This is a genomic window from Pseudomonas sp. LBUM1663 (assembly GCF_059695905.1).
The window spans coordinates 5,829,568-5,844,821 of record NZ_CP166792.1; the positions used below are offsets into that span (position 1 = coordinate 5,829,568).

Here is a 15,254-nt window from a genome sequence, read left to right on the forward strand (position 1 = left end):
GTCACCATTTCCTACACATCATGGGGCTGGACAGCCCCCCAACTTCAGCAGATTATTTCCCCCGCAAAACCCACTCAATCGAGAGATCCGATCATGAGCAAAAAGCCATCCAAAAATGGCCCCAACAAGGCCAAATCCATCATCGCCCAGCCACTGTTCCGCAGCCGTCAGGAACGAGCCGGCAAGGGCAAAGGCAGCTACCGCCGCGAAGCCTTCCAGTCTAATAGCTGGGAGGCTTCTTACTTTCTGGCGGCCTGAAAGGCAAGCAATCGCTCAACATGTTAAGGTCTGCACCTGATTCGTACTCCCTGGACCTGTGCATGCCCCTTTGTCTTTCCCGTCGTTGGCCGCTGCGCCAACTGATCGCTGCCTCCAGCCTCATTTTGCTTGTCGCCTGCGCGGAAAAACCGACCGCCGCCGACGCCCAGCCGCTTCAGACCCTTCCCGTCGCGACAGCCCCTGCGGTCATTCCGCCCGTGGTGCCGACCGGTGAAAACCTCGACATCCAGCCTACCCAGACCTTCGCCGAATGGCAGGCGGGTTTTCGCAAAGACGCGCTGGCCGCCGGCATCCGCGCCGATCTGTTTGACCGCGCCTTCGCCAATGTCAGCCTCGACACCAGCGTGATCCGCGCCGATCGTAGCCAACCCGAATTCTCCCGCCCGGTGTGGGAATACCTCGATGGCGCCTTGTCGCCGCTACGAGTACGTAAAGGTCAGGTGCTGGTCAGCCAATACGCTGACATTCTGCAAAGCATCGAGCAGCGCTACGGCGTTGATCGCCAGGCCTTGGTGTCGGTGTGGGGCATGGAGAGTAATTTCGGGCAGTTCCAGGGCAACAAGTCAGTGATCAACTCCCTGGCGACCCTGGCCTACGAAGGCCGGCGTCCGGGCTTTGCTCATGCGCAACTGATCGCCGCCCTGCAAATCCTGCAACAAGGCGATATCGAACCGGAGAAAATGCTCGGTTCCTGGGCCGGCGCTATGGGTCAGACCCAGTTCATTCCGACCACCTACAACACCCATGCCGTGGATTTCGACGGTGACGGCCGCCGCGACATCTGGGGCAGCCCGGCCGATGCGTTGGCCTCGACGGCGCACTATCTGCAAAGCTCCGGCTGGCAGAAAGGCCAGCCGTGGGGCTTTGAAGTGCAGTTGCCAGGTAGTTTCAACTACGTCCTGGCCGACGGCACGATTCGCAAGAGCGTCGCCGAATGGCAACAGTTGGGGGTCTCGCTGCCTAATGGCGCCCAGGTTCCGGCAGGTTCCGAACACCTGTCCGCCGCCCTGCTGCTGCCGGCCGGTTATCGTGGCCCGGCGTTCCTGGTGCTCGACAACTTCCGCGCAATCCTCAAGTACAACAACTCGTCGTCTTATGCATTGGCGGTGAGCCTGCTGTCCGAGCGCTTCAATGGCGGCGGTTTGATCAATGGCACCTGGCCAAAAGATGACTTGCCGTTGAGCCGCACTGAGCGAATCGAACTGCAAAGCCTGCTAAGTGCGCAGAATTACGATGCGGGCACTGCTGACGGCATCATCGGCGCGAACACTCGCAAGGCGATCCGCAGTGCACAGCAGTCGTTTGGTTGGCCGGCGGACGGGTATCCGACGCACAAGTTGCTTGAAGGCCTGCGTAACCGCTAAAAGCATCGCGGGCAAGCCACGCTCCCACATTGGATTTGTGAGCGACACAAAACCTGTGGGAGCGGGCTTGCCCGCGAAGACTGACTAACAGGCGACGAATGACTACCGCTTGATTACAACATCCTGCTCCAACACCAATTCCTTCTTCCCCGCATCCAACCGAACCAACGCCCCCATCGGCAACGTCAGGTTCGGATCGCAATGCCCACTACGCCATCCAGCCAGCACCGGAATCCGCAACGGCTCGAATGTCTGCTTGAGCAATCGCTCCAGCGCAACCGTATCAACCCCCGCCACATCGCCCACCAGCACCCCGCGCAATTTGCTCAGCGTGCCGGCCAGGCGCAGATGAGTCAGCAAGCGGTCGATGCGATACAGCGGCTCGTTGATGTCCTCAATGAAAAGAATGACGCCTTCAGCCTCCATTTCAAATGGCGTGCCCATGGTCGCGGCAATCATCGACAGATTGCCCCCCAGCAAACGCCCGTGAGCGATGCCTGGCTCGATCGTGGTCAGCGGCCAGGCCACCGGGTGCGAAAGCACACTGCCCGCCTTCACCTGCCCTCTGAGCATGTTGAAAAACGAAGACTCGGTCGGCTTTTGCTTCTCGCCCAGCAAATCGGCATTGAGCAGCGGACCATGAAAGGTCACAAAACCGGCGTAACGGCTGATCGCCACGTGCAGCGCAGTAATGTCGCTGTAGCCGATGAACGGCTTGGCATTGTTTTGTAGCAACTCGAAATCGATGCGATCGAGCAGACGCGGCGTACCGTAACCTCCGCGCAGGCAAATGATCGCATCGACTTCCGTGTCGGCGAACGCCGCGTGCAAGTCATGGAGCCGCACGTCGTCGCTGCCGGCCAAATAGCCATCCTGTTCGTACACCCCGGGAAATATCCGCAGCGCATAACCGCGAGCGCGCATCCAGGCAACGGCTTTATCGGTGTCCAGCCCGGCAGGACCGGCGGGCGCAATCACGCCGATCAGCCCTTCCGAGGGCAAGGCCGGAACGGCTGAGTGAGGAAACAGCGTGTGGGTCGGTCGAACGGTCATCCATGAATCTCCCTGCGCGAAAAACTTCAGCACACAGTAGTCAGGAACGGGGACAAACAGAAGAGGATCAATCGCCCCGCAGGTTGCAGGAAAAGACGGTAGCGGCCGTAGGCACGGCCGAAAAAAACGCCCGCAAGGCTGAAAAGCCTTACGGGCGCTTCATTACAGAGACGACATCAATTCAGCTTTAACCAGCTTCGCCTGCTCGTCGGCGTGATACGAGGAACGTACCAGCGGGCCGGAAGCGACGTTCTTGAAGCCCATCTTGTAACCTTCCTCGGCGAACCAGGCGAACACGTCCGGGTGCACGAAGCGCTGGACCGGCAAGTGACTGCGGGACGGTTGCAGGTATTGGCCCAGGGTCAGCATGTCGATGTCGTGCTCGCGCATGCGCTTCATGACTTCGATGACTTCTTCGTCGGTTTCGCCCAGGCCCAGCATCAGGCCGGACTTGGTCGGAATGTGCGGCATCATCTGCTTGAAACGTTGCAGCAGGGTCAGCGACCACTGGTAATCCGAGCCAGGACGCGCAGCCTTGTACAGGCGCGGCACGGTTTCCAGGTTGTGGTTGAACACATCCGGCGGCTCGGCGGCGGTGATTTCCAGCGCCACGTCCATACGGCCACGGTAGTCCGGGACCAGGGTTTCGAGCTGCACGTTCGGCGACAGCTTGCGGATTTCGCGGATGCAGTCGGCAAAGTGCTGGGCACCGCCGTCACGCAAGTCATCGCGATCAACCGAGGTGATCACCACGTACTTGAGTTTCAGGTCGGCGATGGCGATGGCCAGGCTTTCAGGCTCGTTGACGTCCAGTGGTTTCGGACGACCGTGGCCCACGTCGCAGAACGGGCAGCGACGGGTGCAGATGTCGCCCATGATCATGAACGTGGCGGTGCCGCCGGAGAAGCACTCGCCGAGGTTCGGGCAGGACGCTTCTTCGCACACGCTGTGCAGCTTGTGTTTGCGCAGCAGGGCCTTGATGCGGTCGACTTCCGGCGAAACCGGGATGCGCACGCGGATCCAGTCAGGTTTCTTCGGCAGTTCGGTGGTCGGAATGATCTTTACCGGGATGCGTGCAACCTTCTCGGCGCCGCGCAGCTTGACGCCGGCTTCAACCTTGGCACGCGGGGCCGGACGCTCGGTAACATCCAGCGTCGGGATCATGGTTTGCACTGCATCAGTAGTCATATCAGTCGATTCCGCCCGTTAGGGTCGTCTGCTCAGCATAGTCGAGGTGTTTGACGAGCTGCGCGCGCAGCCGGGCACTTACCTCGGCAAATTCAATCGATCCTGCGTGATCGCTCAGCTGGGTCATCGCCAGCCCGGCGTAACCGCAGGGATTAATCCGTCGAAACGGTTCCAGGTTCATGTCCACGTTCAAGGCCAGGCCATGAAAGGAGCAACCGTGGCGGATCCGCAGACCCAGGGACGCGATTTTCGCCCCGTTGACGTAGACACCCGGAGCATCAGGCTTGGCCGCTGCGGCCACGCCATAGCTGGCCAGCAGCTCGATCAGGCAGTGTTCCATGCGGGTGACCAGGTCACGCACGCCGAAACCCAGTTTGCGCACGTCGAGCAACAGATAGGCCACCAACTGGCCCGGCCCATGGTAAGTCACCTGGCCACCGCGATCGACCTGCACCACCGGGATATCCCCTGGCAGCAGCAAGTGCTCGGCCTTGCCGGCCTGGCCCTGGGTGAACACCGGCGGGTGTTCGACCAGCCAGATCTCGTCCGCGGCATTGCTGCCGCGTTCGTTGGTGAACCGCTGCATGGCGTGCCAGACCGGCTCGTAAGCCATCTGACCGAGCTCGCGAAAGCCCAGCGTGCCAGACATCACAGCACCATGTGCACGAAACCGGTAGCCCGCAACTCGCTGTTGATGTCGTACAGCTGTTCTTGACCGGTGGCGATGATGTGCAGCTGGATGGTCGTGTACTTGCCGTTGGTGCTCTGGCGCTCGGCCAGGGTCTTGTGGTCAACGGTCGCGTGCTTCTCAAGGATCGCAATGATCTTGTCCTTGAAACCCACGCCGGTATCGCCGATCACCTTAATGGGGTAATCCGCGCAGGGGAACTCGATCTTTGGCGCCTTTACTTCGGTATCTGTCATGGCGTAACGGCCTCGTAAGCCGTGGCAACGGACATGGCCCCGCTCCGGATTGGAACGGGGCCATGCAAGTCCACACTAATTCAGTTGAACAAGCCGTAGAAGAATAGACGGATGCTATCCCACATGCGGCGGAAGATACCACCCTCCTCGACAGCGTCCAGGGCGATCAGGTCGGCGCTGTGCACCACTTTGTCGTCCAGTTTCACTTCGACTTTACCGATTACGTCGCCCTTGGCGATTGGCGCAACCAGTTGCGGGTTCATGGTCATGCTGGCGGCGAGCTTTTTCAGCTGGCCTTTTGGCAAGGTCATGGTCAGGTCTTCAGCCAGGCCGGCCTTGACTTGATTGGTGCTGCCTTTCCAGACAGGGGCCTGAGCCAGCTCGGCGCCTTTCTGATAGAAGGTCTGGGTTTCGAAGAAGCGGAAACCGTAGGTCAGCAGCTTCTGGGTTTCAGAAGCACGGGCCACTTCGCTGTTGGTGCCGAACACCACGGCGATCAGGCGCATGCCATCACGTACAGCCGAAGACACCATGCAGTAGCCGGCTTCGTCGGTGTGACCGGTTTTCAGACCGTCGACGGTCTTGTCGCGCCACAGCAGCAGGTTGCGGTTAGGCTGCTTGATGCCGTTCCAGAAGAACTCTTTCTGCGAGTAGATCGCATAGTGAGCCGGGTCTTCGTGGATGATCGCGCGAGCCAGCACGGCCATGTCGTGAGCCGACGAGTAGTGCTCAGGGTTCGGCAGACCGGTCGGGTTCATGAAGTGGCTGTTGGTCATGCCCAGGTCGGCCACGGTTTTGTTCATCATGTCGGCGAATGCGTCTTCGCTGCCGGCGATGTGCTCGGAAAGCGCAACACTGGCGTCGTTACCCGACTGAATGATGATGCCGTGCAGCAGGTCGCTCACGGTGACTTGCGAGCCGACCTTGATGAACATCCGCGAACCACCGGTACGCCAGGCGTTTTCGCTGACGGTCACCGGATCGTTTTCACCGATCTGGCCACGACGGATTTCCAGGGTCGCGATGTACGCAGTCATCAGCTTGGTCAGGCTGGCCGGCGGCAGGCGCTGGTCACCGTTGTTCTCGACCAGCACGTTGCCGCTGCTGGCGTCCATGAGCACGTAGGATTTAGCGGCCAGTTGTGGCGGCGACGGCATCATCTCGACCGCGAACGCGGCAGGCGAGAGGAGCAGCGGGACTAGCAGACACAGGCGTTTGGCAAAGGTGGTGATGTTCATCCGTCTCTCGAAATCGCTAATGGAAACTGCCCTAACGGGCAAAACTAATCAGACAGCTTTCTAACGAGCTGTCGCGTGTTCAGTTGTTCACTCAGAACCCTTGCCGGGCTTTTGTTCTTCAAGAGCCAACAACCAGGTCCACCCCCCAAACCGCAAGCGAACCGTCAATCAAGTACTACGTATTATTCGGCGGTGACCACGCTCGGCGAACCGAGATTGGCCAGGCGCACGCTGTTCTGCACTTGCTGGATTTCACCCGGAGAACCGATCGGCCCCAGGCGCACCCGATGCAGCGTCTGTTGATTGCGCACGATCGAGCTGATGAACACCGGAGCGCTCACCATCCCGCTGAGCTTCGATCTCAGGAGTTCTGCAGCGTCCGGGTTGGCGAACGCGCCCACCTGCAGATACTGGCCAGAGGCTGGTGCAGAAGCGTTTTTTTTTGCATCAATCTGCACGGGCACCACGGCCGCCGCGTGTTGCTGCGGCGGTGGCGTCCATTGCTCGACGGTGCCGGCCGAAGCGGTAATCGTCGGCGCGGCATTTTGCGCTACTTGCGGCTCGTTGAGCATCAAAGGCGCCGGACGGCCCTTTTGTGCCCACCACTGTTGCGGATCGATGCCTTCGACCTTGACCCGTGCGGTGCCGGTTTCGGCGTAACCGAGTTTTTTCGCGGCGGCGTAGGACAAATCGATGATGCGGTCCGAGTAGAACGGCCCGCGATCGTTGACCCGCAGGATCACGCTCTTGTTGTTGTCCAGGTTGGTCACCCGAACGTAACTTGGCAGTGGCAATGTCTTGTGGGCGGCACTCATGCCGTACAGGTCGTACACCTCGCCATTGGCAGTGTTCTGACCGTGGAATTTGGTGCCGTACCAGGACGCTGTGCCCGAGGCGACGTAGGTCTTGGATTCTTGCAGCGGGAAGTAAGTCTTGCCCAGCACAGTGTAAGGGTTGGCTTTATAAGGACCGGAGTGCAGGGTCGGCGTGGCATCCGGGATGCGCGATACGTCGACGTCCCACCATGGCGCGCCGTCTTTGTGCGCACGGTTGATGTCCAGGCCCGGCGTTGCGCGCACGGCCGTTGAAGACTTTTGCGTCGGCGCACGGCTGGTCGAACAACTGGCGACCAGCACCGCCAACGCGGCGAATGCCATGAGCTTCAGGGGTTTATTCATAGGCAATGCCCGCATTACTTGACGCCCCGTGCTTGGACCAGCTGTTCAGACAGTTGATGTACCGCCATGGCGTACATCACGCTGCGGTTATAACGCGTGATTGCGTAAAAATTCTTCAGGCCCATCCAGTATTCGGGGCCATTGTCACCTTCCAGGCGGAAAGCCGTGACTGGCATATCATCGCGCAGCGCATCATGACTCGACCAGCCCAAGGCTCGCAACTCCCCGACCGTTTTAGTCGGCTCGATGCCCGTCGTCAAACCTTCATCCACTTGCTCGCCTCGCACATCGGCGCGGCTGACCACCGGCTCGCCGGCGACCCAGCCGTGACGCTTGAAATAACTGGCGACGCTGCCGATGGCATCGTCCGGGTTGGTCCAGATATTAATGTGGCCGTCACCGTCGAAGTCCACCGCATAGGCGCGAAAGCTGCTCGGCATGAACTGCGGCAAACCCATGGCGCCGGCGTAAGAGCCCTTGAGGGTCAGCGGATCGACCTGCTCCTCACGGGCCAGCAGCAGGAATTCACGCAACTCCTTGCGGAAGAATTCGGCACGGGGAGGATAGTCGAAACCCAGGGTGGATAATGCGTCGATCACCCGGAAATTGCCGGTATTACGGCCGAAAAAGGTCTCAACGCCGATAATCGAGACGATGACCTGAGCCGGCACACCGTATTCCTGCTCGGCACGGGCCAGTACCGCTTCGTGCTGACGCCAGAAGTCCACACCACGGGCAATGCGCGCGTCGGTGATGAACATCGGGCGATATTCGTTCCACTGCTTGACCCGTTCGGCAGGCTTCGAGATCGCGTCCAGAATCGACTGCTTGCGCTCGGCTTCGCGGAACACGCCCATCAGCTGTTCACCGGCAAAACCGTAGTCGCGGGTCATTTCACCGACGAATTCGGCCACTTGGGGTGAGCCTTCGTAATCGCCGGCCAACGCATCCTGCGTTGTGCCAAGGATGCTTACCAGGCCGACCCATGGCGCGTATCGAGTCGCCCAGCCACGCATTACTTGCATTGACATCTTCACCTTATTCAAACCTGTGCGATCCACTTACGATGGGTATGGATCGACATCAAAACCCCAAACGCTGACAGCAGCGTCACCAGCGAAGTTCCTCCGTAGCTAATGAACGGCAACGGCACTCCCACGACCGGCAACAGGCCACTGACCATACCGATGTTGACGAAAACGTAAACAAAAAACGTCATGGTCAGGCTGCCCGCGAGCAATTTGCCGAACAAAGTCTGGGCCTGGGCGGTAATCACCAGCCCACGGCCGATCAGCAAAAGGTAAATCAGCAGCAGTGCGCAGATGCCGACCAGGCCGAATTCTTCGCCCATGACCGCAATAATGAAGTCGGTGTGGCTTTCCGGCAGGAAGTCCAGGTGCGACTGGGTGCCGAGCAGCCAGCCTTTGCCGAACACGCCGCCGGAACCGATGGCGGCTTTCGACTGAATGATGTTCCAGCCGGTGCCGAGCGGATCGCTCTCCGGGTCGAGAAACGTCAGGATTCGCTGCTTCTGATAGTCGTGCATGATGAAGAACCACATCGCCACGGCGACCGGTACGGCAGCCGCCAGCACACTCATGATCCAGCGCCAGCGCAACCCGCCCATGAACAAGACGAAAGCGCCACCGGCGAGAATCAGCAACGAGGTGCCGAGGTCCGGCTGCCGCACGATCAGGATGAAGGGCAAGCCGATCAGGAACAGACTGACACCCACATGCTTGAGCTGGGGCGGCAAAGTGCGCTTGGACAAATACCAGGCGATGGTCGCCGGCATCAGAATCTTCATGAACTCCGAAGGCTGGAAGCGAATCACCCCCGGGATGTTGATCCAGCGCGTGGCGCCCATGGCGTTGTGGCCCATGACGTCCACCACTACCAGCAACAGCACGCCGATCACGTAACCGACCGGCACCCAGCGCGCCATGAACCGCGGCTCGAACTGCGCGATGACGATCATCGACACCAGACCGATGCCGAACGAAGTGGCTTGCTTGGCCAGCAGATCCCAGCTCTTGCCACTGGCCGAATACAGCACGAACAGGCTGCCGGCGGCGAGGGTCAGCAGCAGGATCAGCAACGGGCCGTCGATGTGCATGCGCTGCAAGAGCGTCGCACGGCGACGCATCACATCCTCACTGGAGAGGATGCGATCGAAATTACTCTTCACGGGCCGTAGCCTCCGCACTGATAGGGCTGGCGTATTCGGCCTTCAACCGACCGTCCTGATCCAGAAGCCAGGCGTCCATGACTTGACGCACCACGGGCGCGGCGACGCCGGAACCGGACTCGCCGTTCTCGACCATCACCGACACCACGATTTGCGGATTGTCGGCCGGCGCGAAGCCGACGAACAAGGCGTGGTCGCGGTGGCGCTCCTGAACCTTGGAGCGGTCGTACTTCTCGCCCTGCTTGATCGCGACCACCTGAGCGGTACCACTTTTCCCGGCAATGCGGTATTGCGAACCGATCGCCGCTTTGCGCGCCGTACCCCGGGCACCGTGCATCACCTGCTGCATGCCATGGTTGACCTTGGTCCAGTCGGACGGGTCGCGCAGGATGATGTCCGGCATCGGGTTTTCATCCTTGGGCCGCTCGCCTTCGACGGTCCTGGCCAGGTGCGGACGGTTCCAGACACCCTTGTTCGCGACCAGCGCTGTGGCCTGGGCCAGTTGCAATGGCGTTGATTGCATGTAGCCCTGACCGATCCCGAGAATCAGCGTTTCACCGGGGAACCAGGCCTGACGCCGGGTTGCACGCTTCCATTCACGTGTAGGCATCAGCCCCGGCGACTCTTCGAACATGTCCAGCGAAACCTTCTGACCGATTCCGAACTTGCTCATGTACGCCGACAAGCGATCGATTCCCAGCTTGTGGGCGAGGTCGTAGAAGTAGGTGTCGTTGGACCGCATGATCGCCGTGTCGAGGTCCACGTAGCCGTCACCGGTACGGTTCCAGTTACGGTATTTGTGATCGTAGTTGGGTAACTGGTAATAGCCGGGGTCATACACCCGACTCGATGCGGTCACAACGCCAGCATCCAGACCGGCAATTGCCACGGCCGGTTTGATGGTCGAGCCCGGCGGGTACAGGCCCCGCAGCACGCGATTGAACAGTGGCCGGTCGATGGAATCGCGCAACTCGGAATAGGCCTTGAAGCTGATACCGGTGACGAACAGGTTGGGGTCGAAACTCGGCTGACTGACCATGGCCAGTACTTCGCCGGTTTTCGGGTCCAGGGCCACCACGGCGCCACGACGACCGCCGAGTGCAGCCTCGGCCGCTTCCTGCAATTTGATGTCCAGGCTCAGGACGATGTCCTTGCCGGGAATCGGATCCGTGCGCTTAAGCACGCGCAATACGCGGCCGCGAGCGTTGGTTTCGACTTCTTCGTAACCCACCTGACCGTGCAGCTCCGGCTCGTAGAAACGCTCGATGCCGGTTTTGCCGATGTGGTGGGTGCCGCTGTAATTGACCGGATCGAGGGACTTCAGCTCTTTCTCGTTGATCCGCCCCATGTAACCCACCGAGTGCGCGAAGTGCGCGCCCTGCGGGTAATGACGCACCAATTGCGCGACCACTTCCACGCCCGGCAGACGGAACTGATTCACCGCGATCCGGGCGATCTGCTCTTCAGTCAACTCGAACAGGATCGGCACCGGCTCGAACGGTCGACGCCCCTGACGCATACGCTTCTCGAAGATCACCCGGTCCTCGGGCGTCAGCTCCAGCACTTCGACGATCACGTCGAGCACCTGCTGCCAGTCACCGGACCGTTCGCGGGTCATGCTCAGGCTGAAGCTGGGCCGGTTATCGGCCACCACCACGCCATTGCGGTCGAAGATCAGCCCGCGCGTCGGCGGAATCGGCTGCACATGGACGCGGTTGTTTTCCGACAGGGTCGAGTGGTACTCGTACTGAATCACCTGGAGGAAATACAGCCGCGCGATCAGCACACAGATCAGCAACACCACCGCAATAGCCCCGAACACGACGCGGCCACGCACCAGACGGGCGTCTTTTTCGTGGTCCTTGATGCGGATCGGCTGGGGCATGAGGGCAGAACTACTTGTGGTAAGGGTGGCCGGACAGGACTGTCCAGGCACGGTACAGCTGTTCGCCGATCAGAATCCGCACCAGCGGGTGCGGCAACGTCAACGGCGACAACGACCAGCGCTGATCGGCCCGCGCACAGACTTCCGGCGCCAGCCCTTCGGGGCCGCCGACCATGAAGTTCACCGTGCGCGAGTCCAGCCGCCAGCGATCGAGCTCGACCGCCAACTGCTCGGTGCTCCAGGGCTTGCCGTGGACTTCGAGGGTCACAACACGCTCATTCGGCCCGACCTTGGCCAGCATGGCTTCGCCTTCCTGACGGATGAAGCGTGCCACGTCGGCGTTCTTGCCACGGGTGTTGAGCGGTATTTCCACCAGTTCCAGCGCCAGCTCGGATGGAAGACGCTTGGCATATTCATGCCAGCCTTCTTCCACCCACTTGGGCATGCGGGAGCCGACGGCGATCAGTCGCAGTCGCACAGCGGTCCCTTATTGCTGGTCTTTGTTGAGCTTGACGAAATGCTCATGGGTGTTTTCCGGGCTGTGGTGAGCCGCGTTCAGAGCACGGCTCTGTTCCGCACCGGACCACAGACGCTCGAGGTCGTAAAACTGACGAGCCGAGGCGGTCATCATGTGCACGATGACATCATCCATGTCCAGCAGCACCCAGTCGCTGTCGCCCTTGCCTTCTTCACCCAGCGGCTTGACGCCCAGGGCTTTGACGGCTTCGCGGACTTTGTCCAGCATGGCGCCGATTTGGCGGTTGGAGGTACCGGTCGCGATGATCATGTAGTCAGTGATGCTCTGCTTTTCACGGACGTCGATGACCTGGATGTCCTGGCCTTTCACGTCTTCCAGGGCGGCTACGGCCACCTTGACCAGCTCATCACCTTTCAGTGGCTCGGTGGTGAGAACCGGCTCAGGCAGCGGGGCGCTTTTGAACGTGCCTTTGCGCTTTACTTTAGTTACGTCTTTGTTCGTCATATAAAACTCGTTTTGCTCGTATGTTCGGGCGCTTCAATACACGTCATTACGTGCCTGGAAGCGTGCCCTCTTTTCAGTTCGACGCACGGTAGAGACCGTGCGCATCGATGTAGGCCAGGACCGCGTCGGGCACCAGGAAACGTACCGACTTACCGCTGGCCAGCAGTTGACGGATCTGGGTGGCGGATACCGCGAGCGGCGTCTGCCAGACGAATGCAATCTGTCCGCTCGGCCCTTTGAGGGCCAGCGGGTCGCTCACCGAGCGTGCCGCCAACAGATTGCGCAAGGCATCCGGCGGTTCGCTGTCGGCATCCGGGCGTTGCAGCACCAGGATGTGGCAATGCTGGAGCAACTCTTCCCAGCGGTGCCAAGTGGGCAGGCCGCAAAATGCGTCCCAGCCCAAAAGTAGAAAAACCTGGTCAGAGGCGGCCAGTTCGGCGCGCATCAGTTCCAGGGTGTCGATGGTGTAGGACGGTTTGTCCCGCTGCAATTCGCGGGCGTCCACCACCAACGGCGCCACACCGGCCACCGCGCACTCGACCATCGCCAGGCGGTCCTTTGCCGACACCTGCGGCGTACCGCGATGCGGCGGCCTGGCACTGGGTGTCAGGCGTAACTCATCGAGCGCCAGCGACTCGGCGACTTCCAGCGCACCGCGCAAATGGCCGATGTGCACAGGGTCGAACGTCCCGCCCAGCACGCCAATGCGTCTTGGCGCAGGCTCGCTGGCGGTTTGCGGGGCTGACGGTTTGAGGTCGCCCAAGTCAGACCGACGCCTGGCCGCGCAACTGGCCATCACCGACCACAATGTACTTCTCGCAGGTCAGACCTTCGAGACCCACCGGGCCGCGGGCGTGCAGCTTATCAGTAGAAATGCCAATCTCGGCACCCAATCCGTATTCGAAGCCATCGGCGAAGCAGGTCGGCGTGTTGATCATCACCGACGACGAATCGACTTCCGCCACAAAACGCCGGGTGTCGGCGAGGTTTTCGCTGACGATCGAGTCAGTGTGATGCGAGCCGTGCTTATTAATGTGTTCGATTGCCTGGTCCAGCCCGTCAACGACGCGGATCGACAGAATCGGCGCCAGGTACTCGGTGTTCCAGTCTTCTTCTGTTGCCGCGACAGCCTCGATGATCGCCCGGGTGCGTTCGCAACCGCGCAGTTCGACGCCTTTCTCGCGGAACTGTGCAGCCATCGACGGCAGGAAATCCTTGGCAACGGCTTGATCCACCAGCAGCGTTTCCATCGCGCCGCAGATGCCATAACGGTAAGTCTTGGCATTGAAGGCGATGCGCTGGGCTTTAGGCAGATCGGCACGGGCGCTGACGTAGACGTGGCAGATGCCGTCCAGATGCTTGATGACCGGCACGCGGGCATCGCGGCTGACGCGTTCGATCAGGCCACGGCCACCACGGGGCACAATGACGTCGACGTATTCCGGCATGGTGATCAACGCGCCAACGGCCGCACGATCGGTGGTTTCGACCACTTGCACTACGGCAGCCGGCAGATCGGCTTCGGCCAGGCCGCGCTGGATGCAGGCGGCAATGGCACGATTGGAGTTGATTGCCTCGGAACCGCCACGCAGGATGGTCGCGTTGCCGGACTTCAGGCACAGGCTTGCGGCATCGATGGTCACGTTCGGTCGGGATTCGTAGATGATCCCGATCACGCCCAACGGCACGCGCATCTTGCCGACCTGGATACCCGACGGCCGATAGCTCATGTCGCGAATCGCGCCGACCGGGTCCGGCAGTGCCGCCACCTGACGCAAACCGACGATCATGCCGTCGATGCGCTCCGGGGTCAGCGCCAGACGCTCAAGCAATGCCGGCTCAAGACTATTGGCGCGGCCCGCGGCCAAATCCAGTTCATTGGCAGCCGTCAGCTCGACGCGTGCAGCGTCCAGCGCATTGGCAGCCGCCTGCAGCGCGCGGTTCTTCTGCGCAGTGCTGGCACGGCCAATGACGCGAGAAGCCTCGCGGGCGGCGCGACCCAGGCGGGTCATATAGTCAAGAACGGACTCAGTCATTGTCTGTGGGGGTCTTTGCTAAGGTCTTGGTAAAGAGTAAAGCGGCAGATTATAGCTGTCGCGTCCCGGGACTAACAGCGGTGACGGGCGGATGGTCGAAATGGAGGGCAATTTGCCGACGTTCAGCCGGGATTAAGCTGCAAATTGTTATCATCACGACTCAATCAGCCTTGATAAACACCGTTCATCATGTCCAACCTGACTGTTCGAGCGTCCGCCGCACGCCTGCCCACGGGGCTCCCGGACGCATTTTTTGACCGCGACGCGCAAACCCTGGCCCGGGATTTACTGGGAAAGGTCATCCGTCATCGGGTCGGCGACCTGTGGCTTAGCGCCCGGATTATCGAAACCGAGGCCTATTACTGCGAAGAGAAAGGCAGCCACGCGTCCCTCGGCTACACAGAAAAACGTAAGGCTTTGTTTCTGGATGGCGGGCACATCTATATGTATTACGCCCGCGGTGGTGATTCCCTGAACTTCAGCGCCCACGGGCCGGGCAACGCGGTGCTGATCAAATCCGCCTATCCATGGGTCGATGATTTGAGCGGGCCGGCGAGCCTGGCGCAGATGCTGTTGAACAATCCCGACGCCCAGGGTCGCCCTCGCCTGTCGCAAAAGCTCTGCGCCGGGCAGACGTTGTTGTGCAAGTCGCTGGGGTTGAAGGTGCCCGTCTGGGATGCCAAGCGTTTTGACCATGAAGTGTTGCTGGTCGAAGACGTCGGCCCGGCGCCTGCTCACATCATCCAGACCACGCGCCTGGGCATTCCCCACGGACGCGATGAACATTTGATGTATCGCTTCGTCGATGCGGCTTACGCGCCGTATTGCACGCGGAACCCGCTGCGACGGGGGCAGGTCGAAGGTCGCGATTATTTTTTGCTGACTTGAACAATAAATATCCCCCTGTGGGACCAATGAACATCAGAGGGAGTTGTTTTT

16 protein-coding genes are annotated in these 15,254 nt (G+C 60.6%); 3 read left to right on the top strand and 13 right to left on the bottom strand.

Features of this window, described 5'->3' with window-relative positions:
• Positions 1 to 93: 93 nt before the first annotated feature.
• Positions 94 to 258 carry an alternative ribosome rescue factor ArfA gene (gene arfA, locus ACA075_RS26700; protein ID WP_094470475.1) on the top strand — a complete coding sequence of 55 codons (165 nt, stop codon included), beginning with the start codon at positions 94 to 96 and terminating at the stop codon, positions 256 to 258.
• Between the two features lie 62 nt (positions 259 to 320).
• Positions 321 to 1,643, top strand: a complete 1,323-nt coding sequence (locus tag ACA075_RS26705) for a lytic murein transglycosylase (RefSeq protein ID WP_497296245.1) — start codon at positions 321 to 323, stop codon at positions 1,641 to 1,643.
• 102 nt (positions 1,644 to 1,745) lie between these two features.
• On the opposite strand, the gene ACA075_RS26710 is transcribed toward ACA075_RS26705, so the two are convergent.
• The 13 genes from ACA075_RS26710 to ACA075_RS26770 all read right to left on the bottom strand — a co-directional run bounded on the left by ACA075_RS26710 (position 1,746) and on the right by ACA075_RS26770 (position 14,315).
• Complete coding sequence (locus tag ACA075_RS26710) at positions 1,746 to 2,696, bottom strand: S66 peptidase family protein (protein WP_497296246.1); 951 nt, start codon at positions 2,694 to 2,696, stop codon at positions 1,746 to 1,748.
• A gap of 162 nt (positions 2,697 to 2,858) precedes the next feature.
• The gene (gene lipA, locus ACA075_RS26715) at positions 2,859 to 3,884 is read right to left on the bottom strand and encodes a lipoyl synthase (RefSeq protein WP_131063091.1); all 1,026 of its coding nucleotides are present in this window, start codon (positions 3,882 to 3,884) and stop codon (positions 2,859 to 2,861) included.
• A gap of 1 nt (position 3,885) precedes the next feature.
• Positions 3,886 to 4,533, bottom strand: a complete 648-nt coding sequence (lipB, locus tag ACA075_RS26720; RefSeq protein ID WP_497296247.1) for a lipoyl(octanoyl) transferase LipB — start codon at positions 4,531 to 4,533, stop codon at positions 3,886 to 3,888.
• Positions 4,533 to 4,808, bottom strand: a complete 276-nt coding sequence (locus ACA075_RS26725; RefSeq protein WP_008152827.1) for a DUF493 domain-containing protein — start codon at positions 4,806 to 4,808, stop codon at positions 4,533 to 4,535. The genes lipB and ACA075_RS26725 overlap by 1 nt, the downstream gene beginning before the upstream one ends.
• 80 nt (positions 4,809 to 4,888) lie before the next feature.
• Positions 4,889 to 6,046, bottom strand: a complete 1,158-nt coding sequence (locus ACA075_RS26730; RefSeq protein ID WP_219096032.1) for a D-alanyl-D-alanine carboxypeptidase family protein — start codon at positions 6,044 to 6,046, stop codon at positions 4,889 to 4,891.
• A gap of 182 nt (positions 6,047 to 6,228) precedes the next feature.
• Positions 6,229 to 7,239 carry a septal ring lytic transglycosylase RlpA family protein gene (locus ACA075_RS26735; RefSeq protein ID WP_497296248.1) on the bottom strand — a complete coding sequence of 337 codons (1,011 nt, stop codon included), beginning with the start codon at positions 7,237 to 7,239 and terminating at the stop codon, positions 6,229 to 6,231.
• Positions 7,239 to 8,249 carry a lytic murein transglycosylase B gene (gene mltB, locus ACA075_RS26740; protein ID WP_010467366.1) on the bottom strand — a complete coding sequence of 337 codons (1,011 nt, stop codon included), beginning with the start codon at positions 8,247 to 8,249 and terminating at the stop codon, positions 7,239 to 7,241. Before mltB ends, ACA075_RS26735 begins: the two co-directional genes overlap by 1 nt.
• 17 nt (positions 8,250 to 8,266) lie before the next feature.
• On the bottom strand, positions 8,267 to 9,370 hold the full coding sequence (rodA, locus tag ACA075_RS26745) for a rod shape-determining protein RodA (RefSeq protein ID WP_162556277.1): 1,104 nt from the start codon (positions 9,368 to 9,370) through the stop codon (positions 8,267 to 8,269).
• 31 nt (positions 9,371 to 9,401) lie between these two features.
• Entirely contained in the window at positions 9,402 to 11,297 is a 1,896-nt protein-coding gene (gene mrdA / locus ACA075_RS26750; RefSeq protein ID WP_497296249.1) for a penicillin-binding protein 2, read from the bottom strand.
• Between the two features lie 10 nt (positions 11,298 to 11,307).
• Positions 11,308 to 11,775, bottom strand: coding sequence for a 23S rRNA (pseudouridine(1915)-N(3))-methyltransferase RlmH (rlmH, locus tag ACA075_RS26755; protein WP_007937439.1), 468 nt, complete (start codon positions 11,773 to 11,775; stop codon positions 11,308 to 11,310).
• 9 nt (positions 11,776 to 11,784) lie between these two features.
• The gene (gene rsfS, locus ACA075_RS26760) at positions 11,785 to 12,279 is read right to left on the bottom strand and encodes a ribosome silencing factor (protein ID WP_010467363.1); all 495 of its coding nucleotides are present in this window, start codon (positions 12,277 to 12,279) and stop codon (positions 11,785 to 11,787) included.
• Between the two features lie 73 nt (positions 12,280 to 12,352).
• A complete protein-coding gene (gene nadD / locus ACA075_RS26765) occupies positions 12,353 to 13,042 on the bottom strand; it encodes a nicotinate-nucleotide adenylyltransferase (RefSeq protein ID WP_177346260.1) in 690 nt (229 codons plus the stop codon).
• Between the two features lies 1 nt (position 13,043).
• On the bottom strand, positions 13,044 to 14,315 hold the full coding sequence (locus ACA075_RS26770; RefSeq protein ID WP_497296250.1) for a glutamate-5-semialdehyde dehydrogenase: 1,272 nt from the start codon (positions 14,313 to 14,315) through the stop codon (positions 13,044 to 13,046).
• Positions 14,316 to 14,504: 189 nt separating this feature from the next.
• Here ACA075_RS26770 and ACA075_RS26775 point away from each other — a divergent pair, with 189 nt between their 5' ends.
• On the top strand, positions 14,505 to 15,203 hold the full coding sequence (locus ACA075_RS26775; protein WP_497296251.1) for a DNA-3-methyladenine glycosylase: 699 nt from the start codon (positions 14,505 to 14,507) through the stop codon (positions 15,201 to 15,203).
• The last annotated feature ends 51 nt before the right edge of the window (positions 15,204 to 15,254 follow it).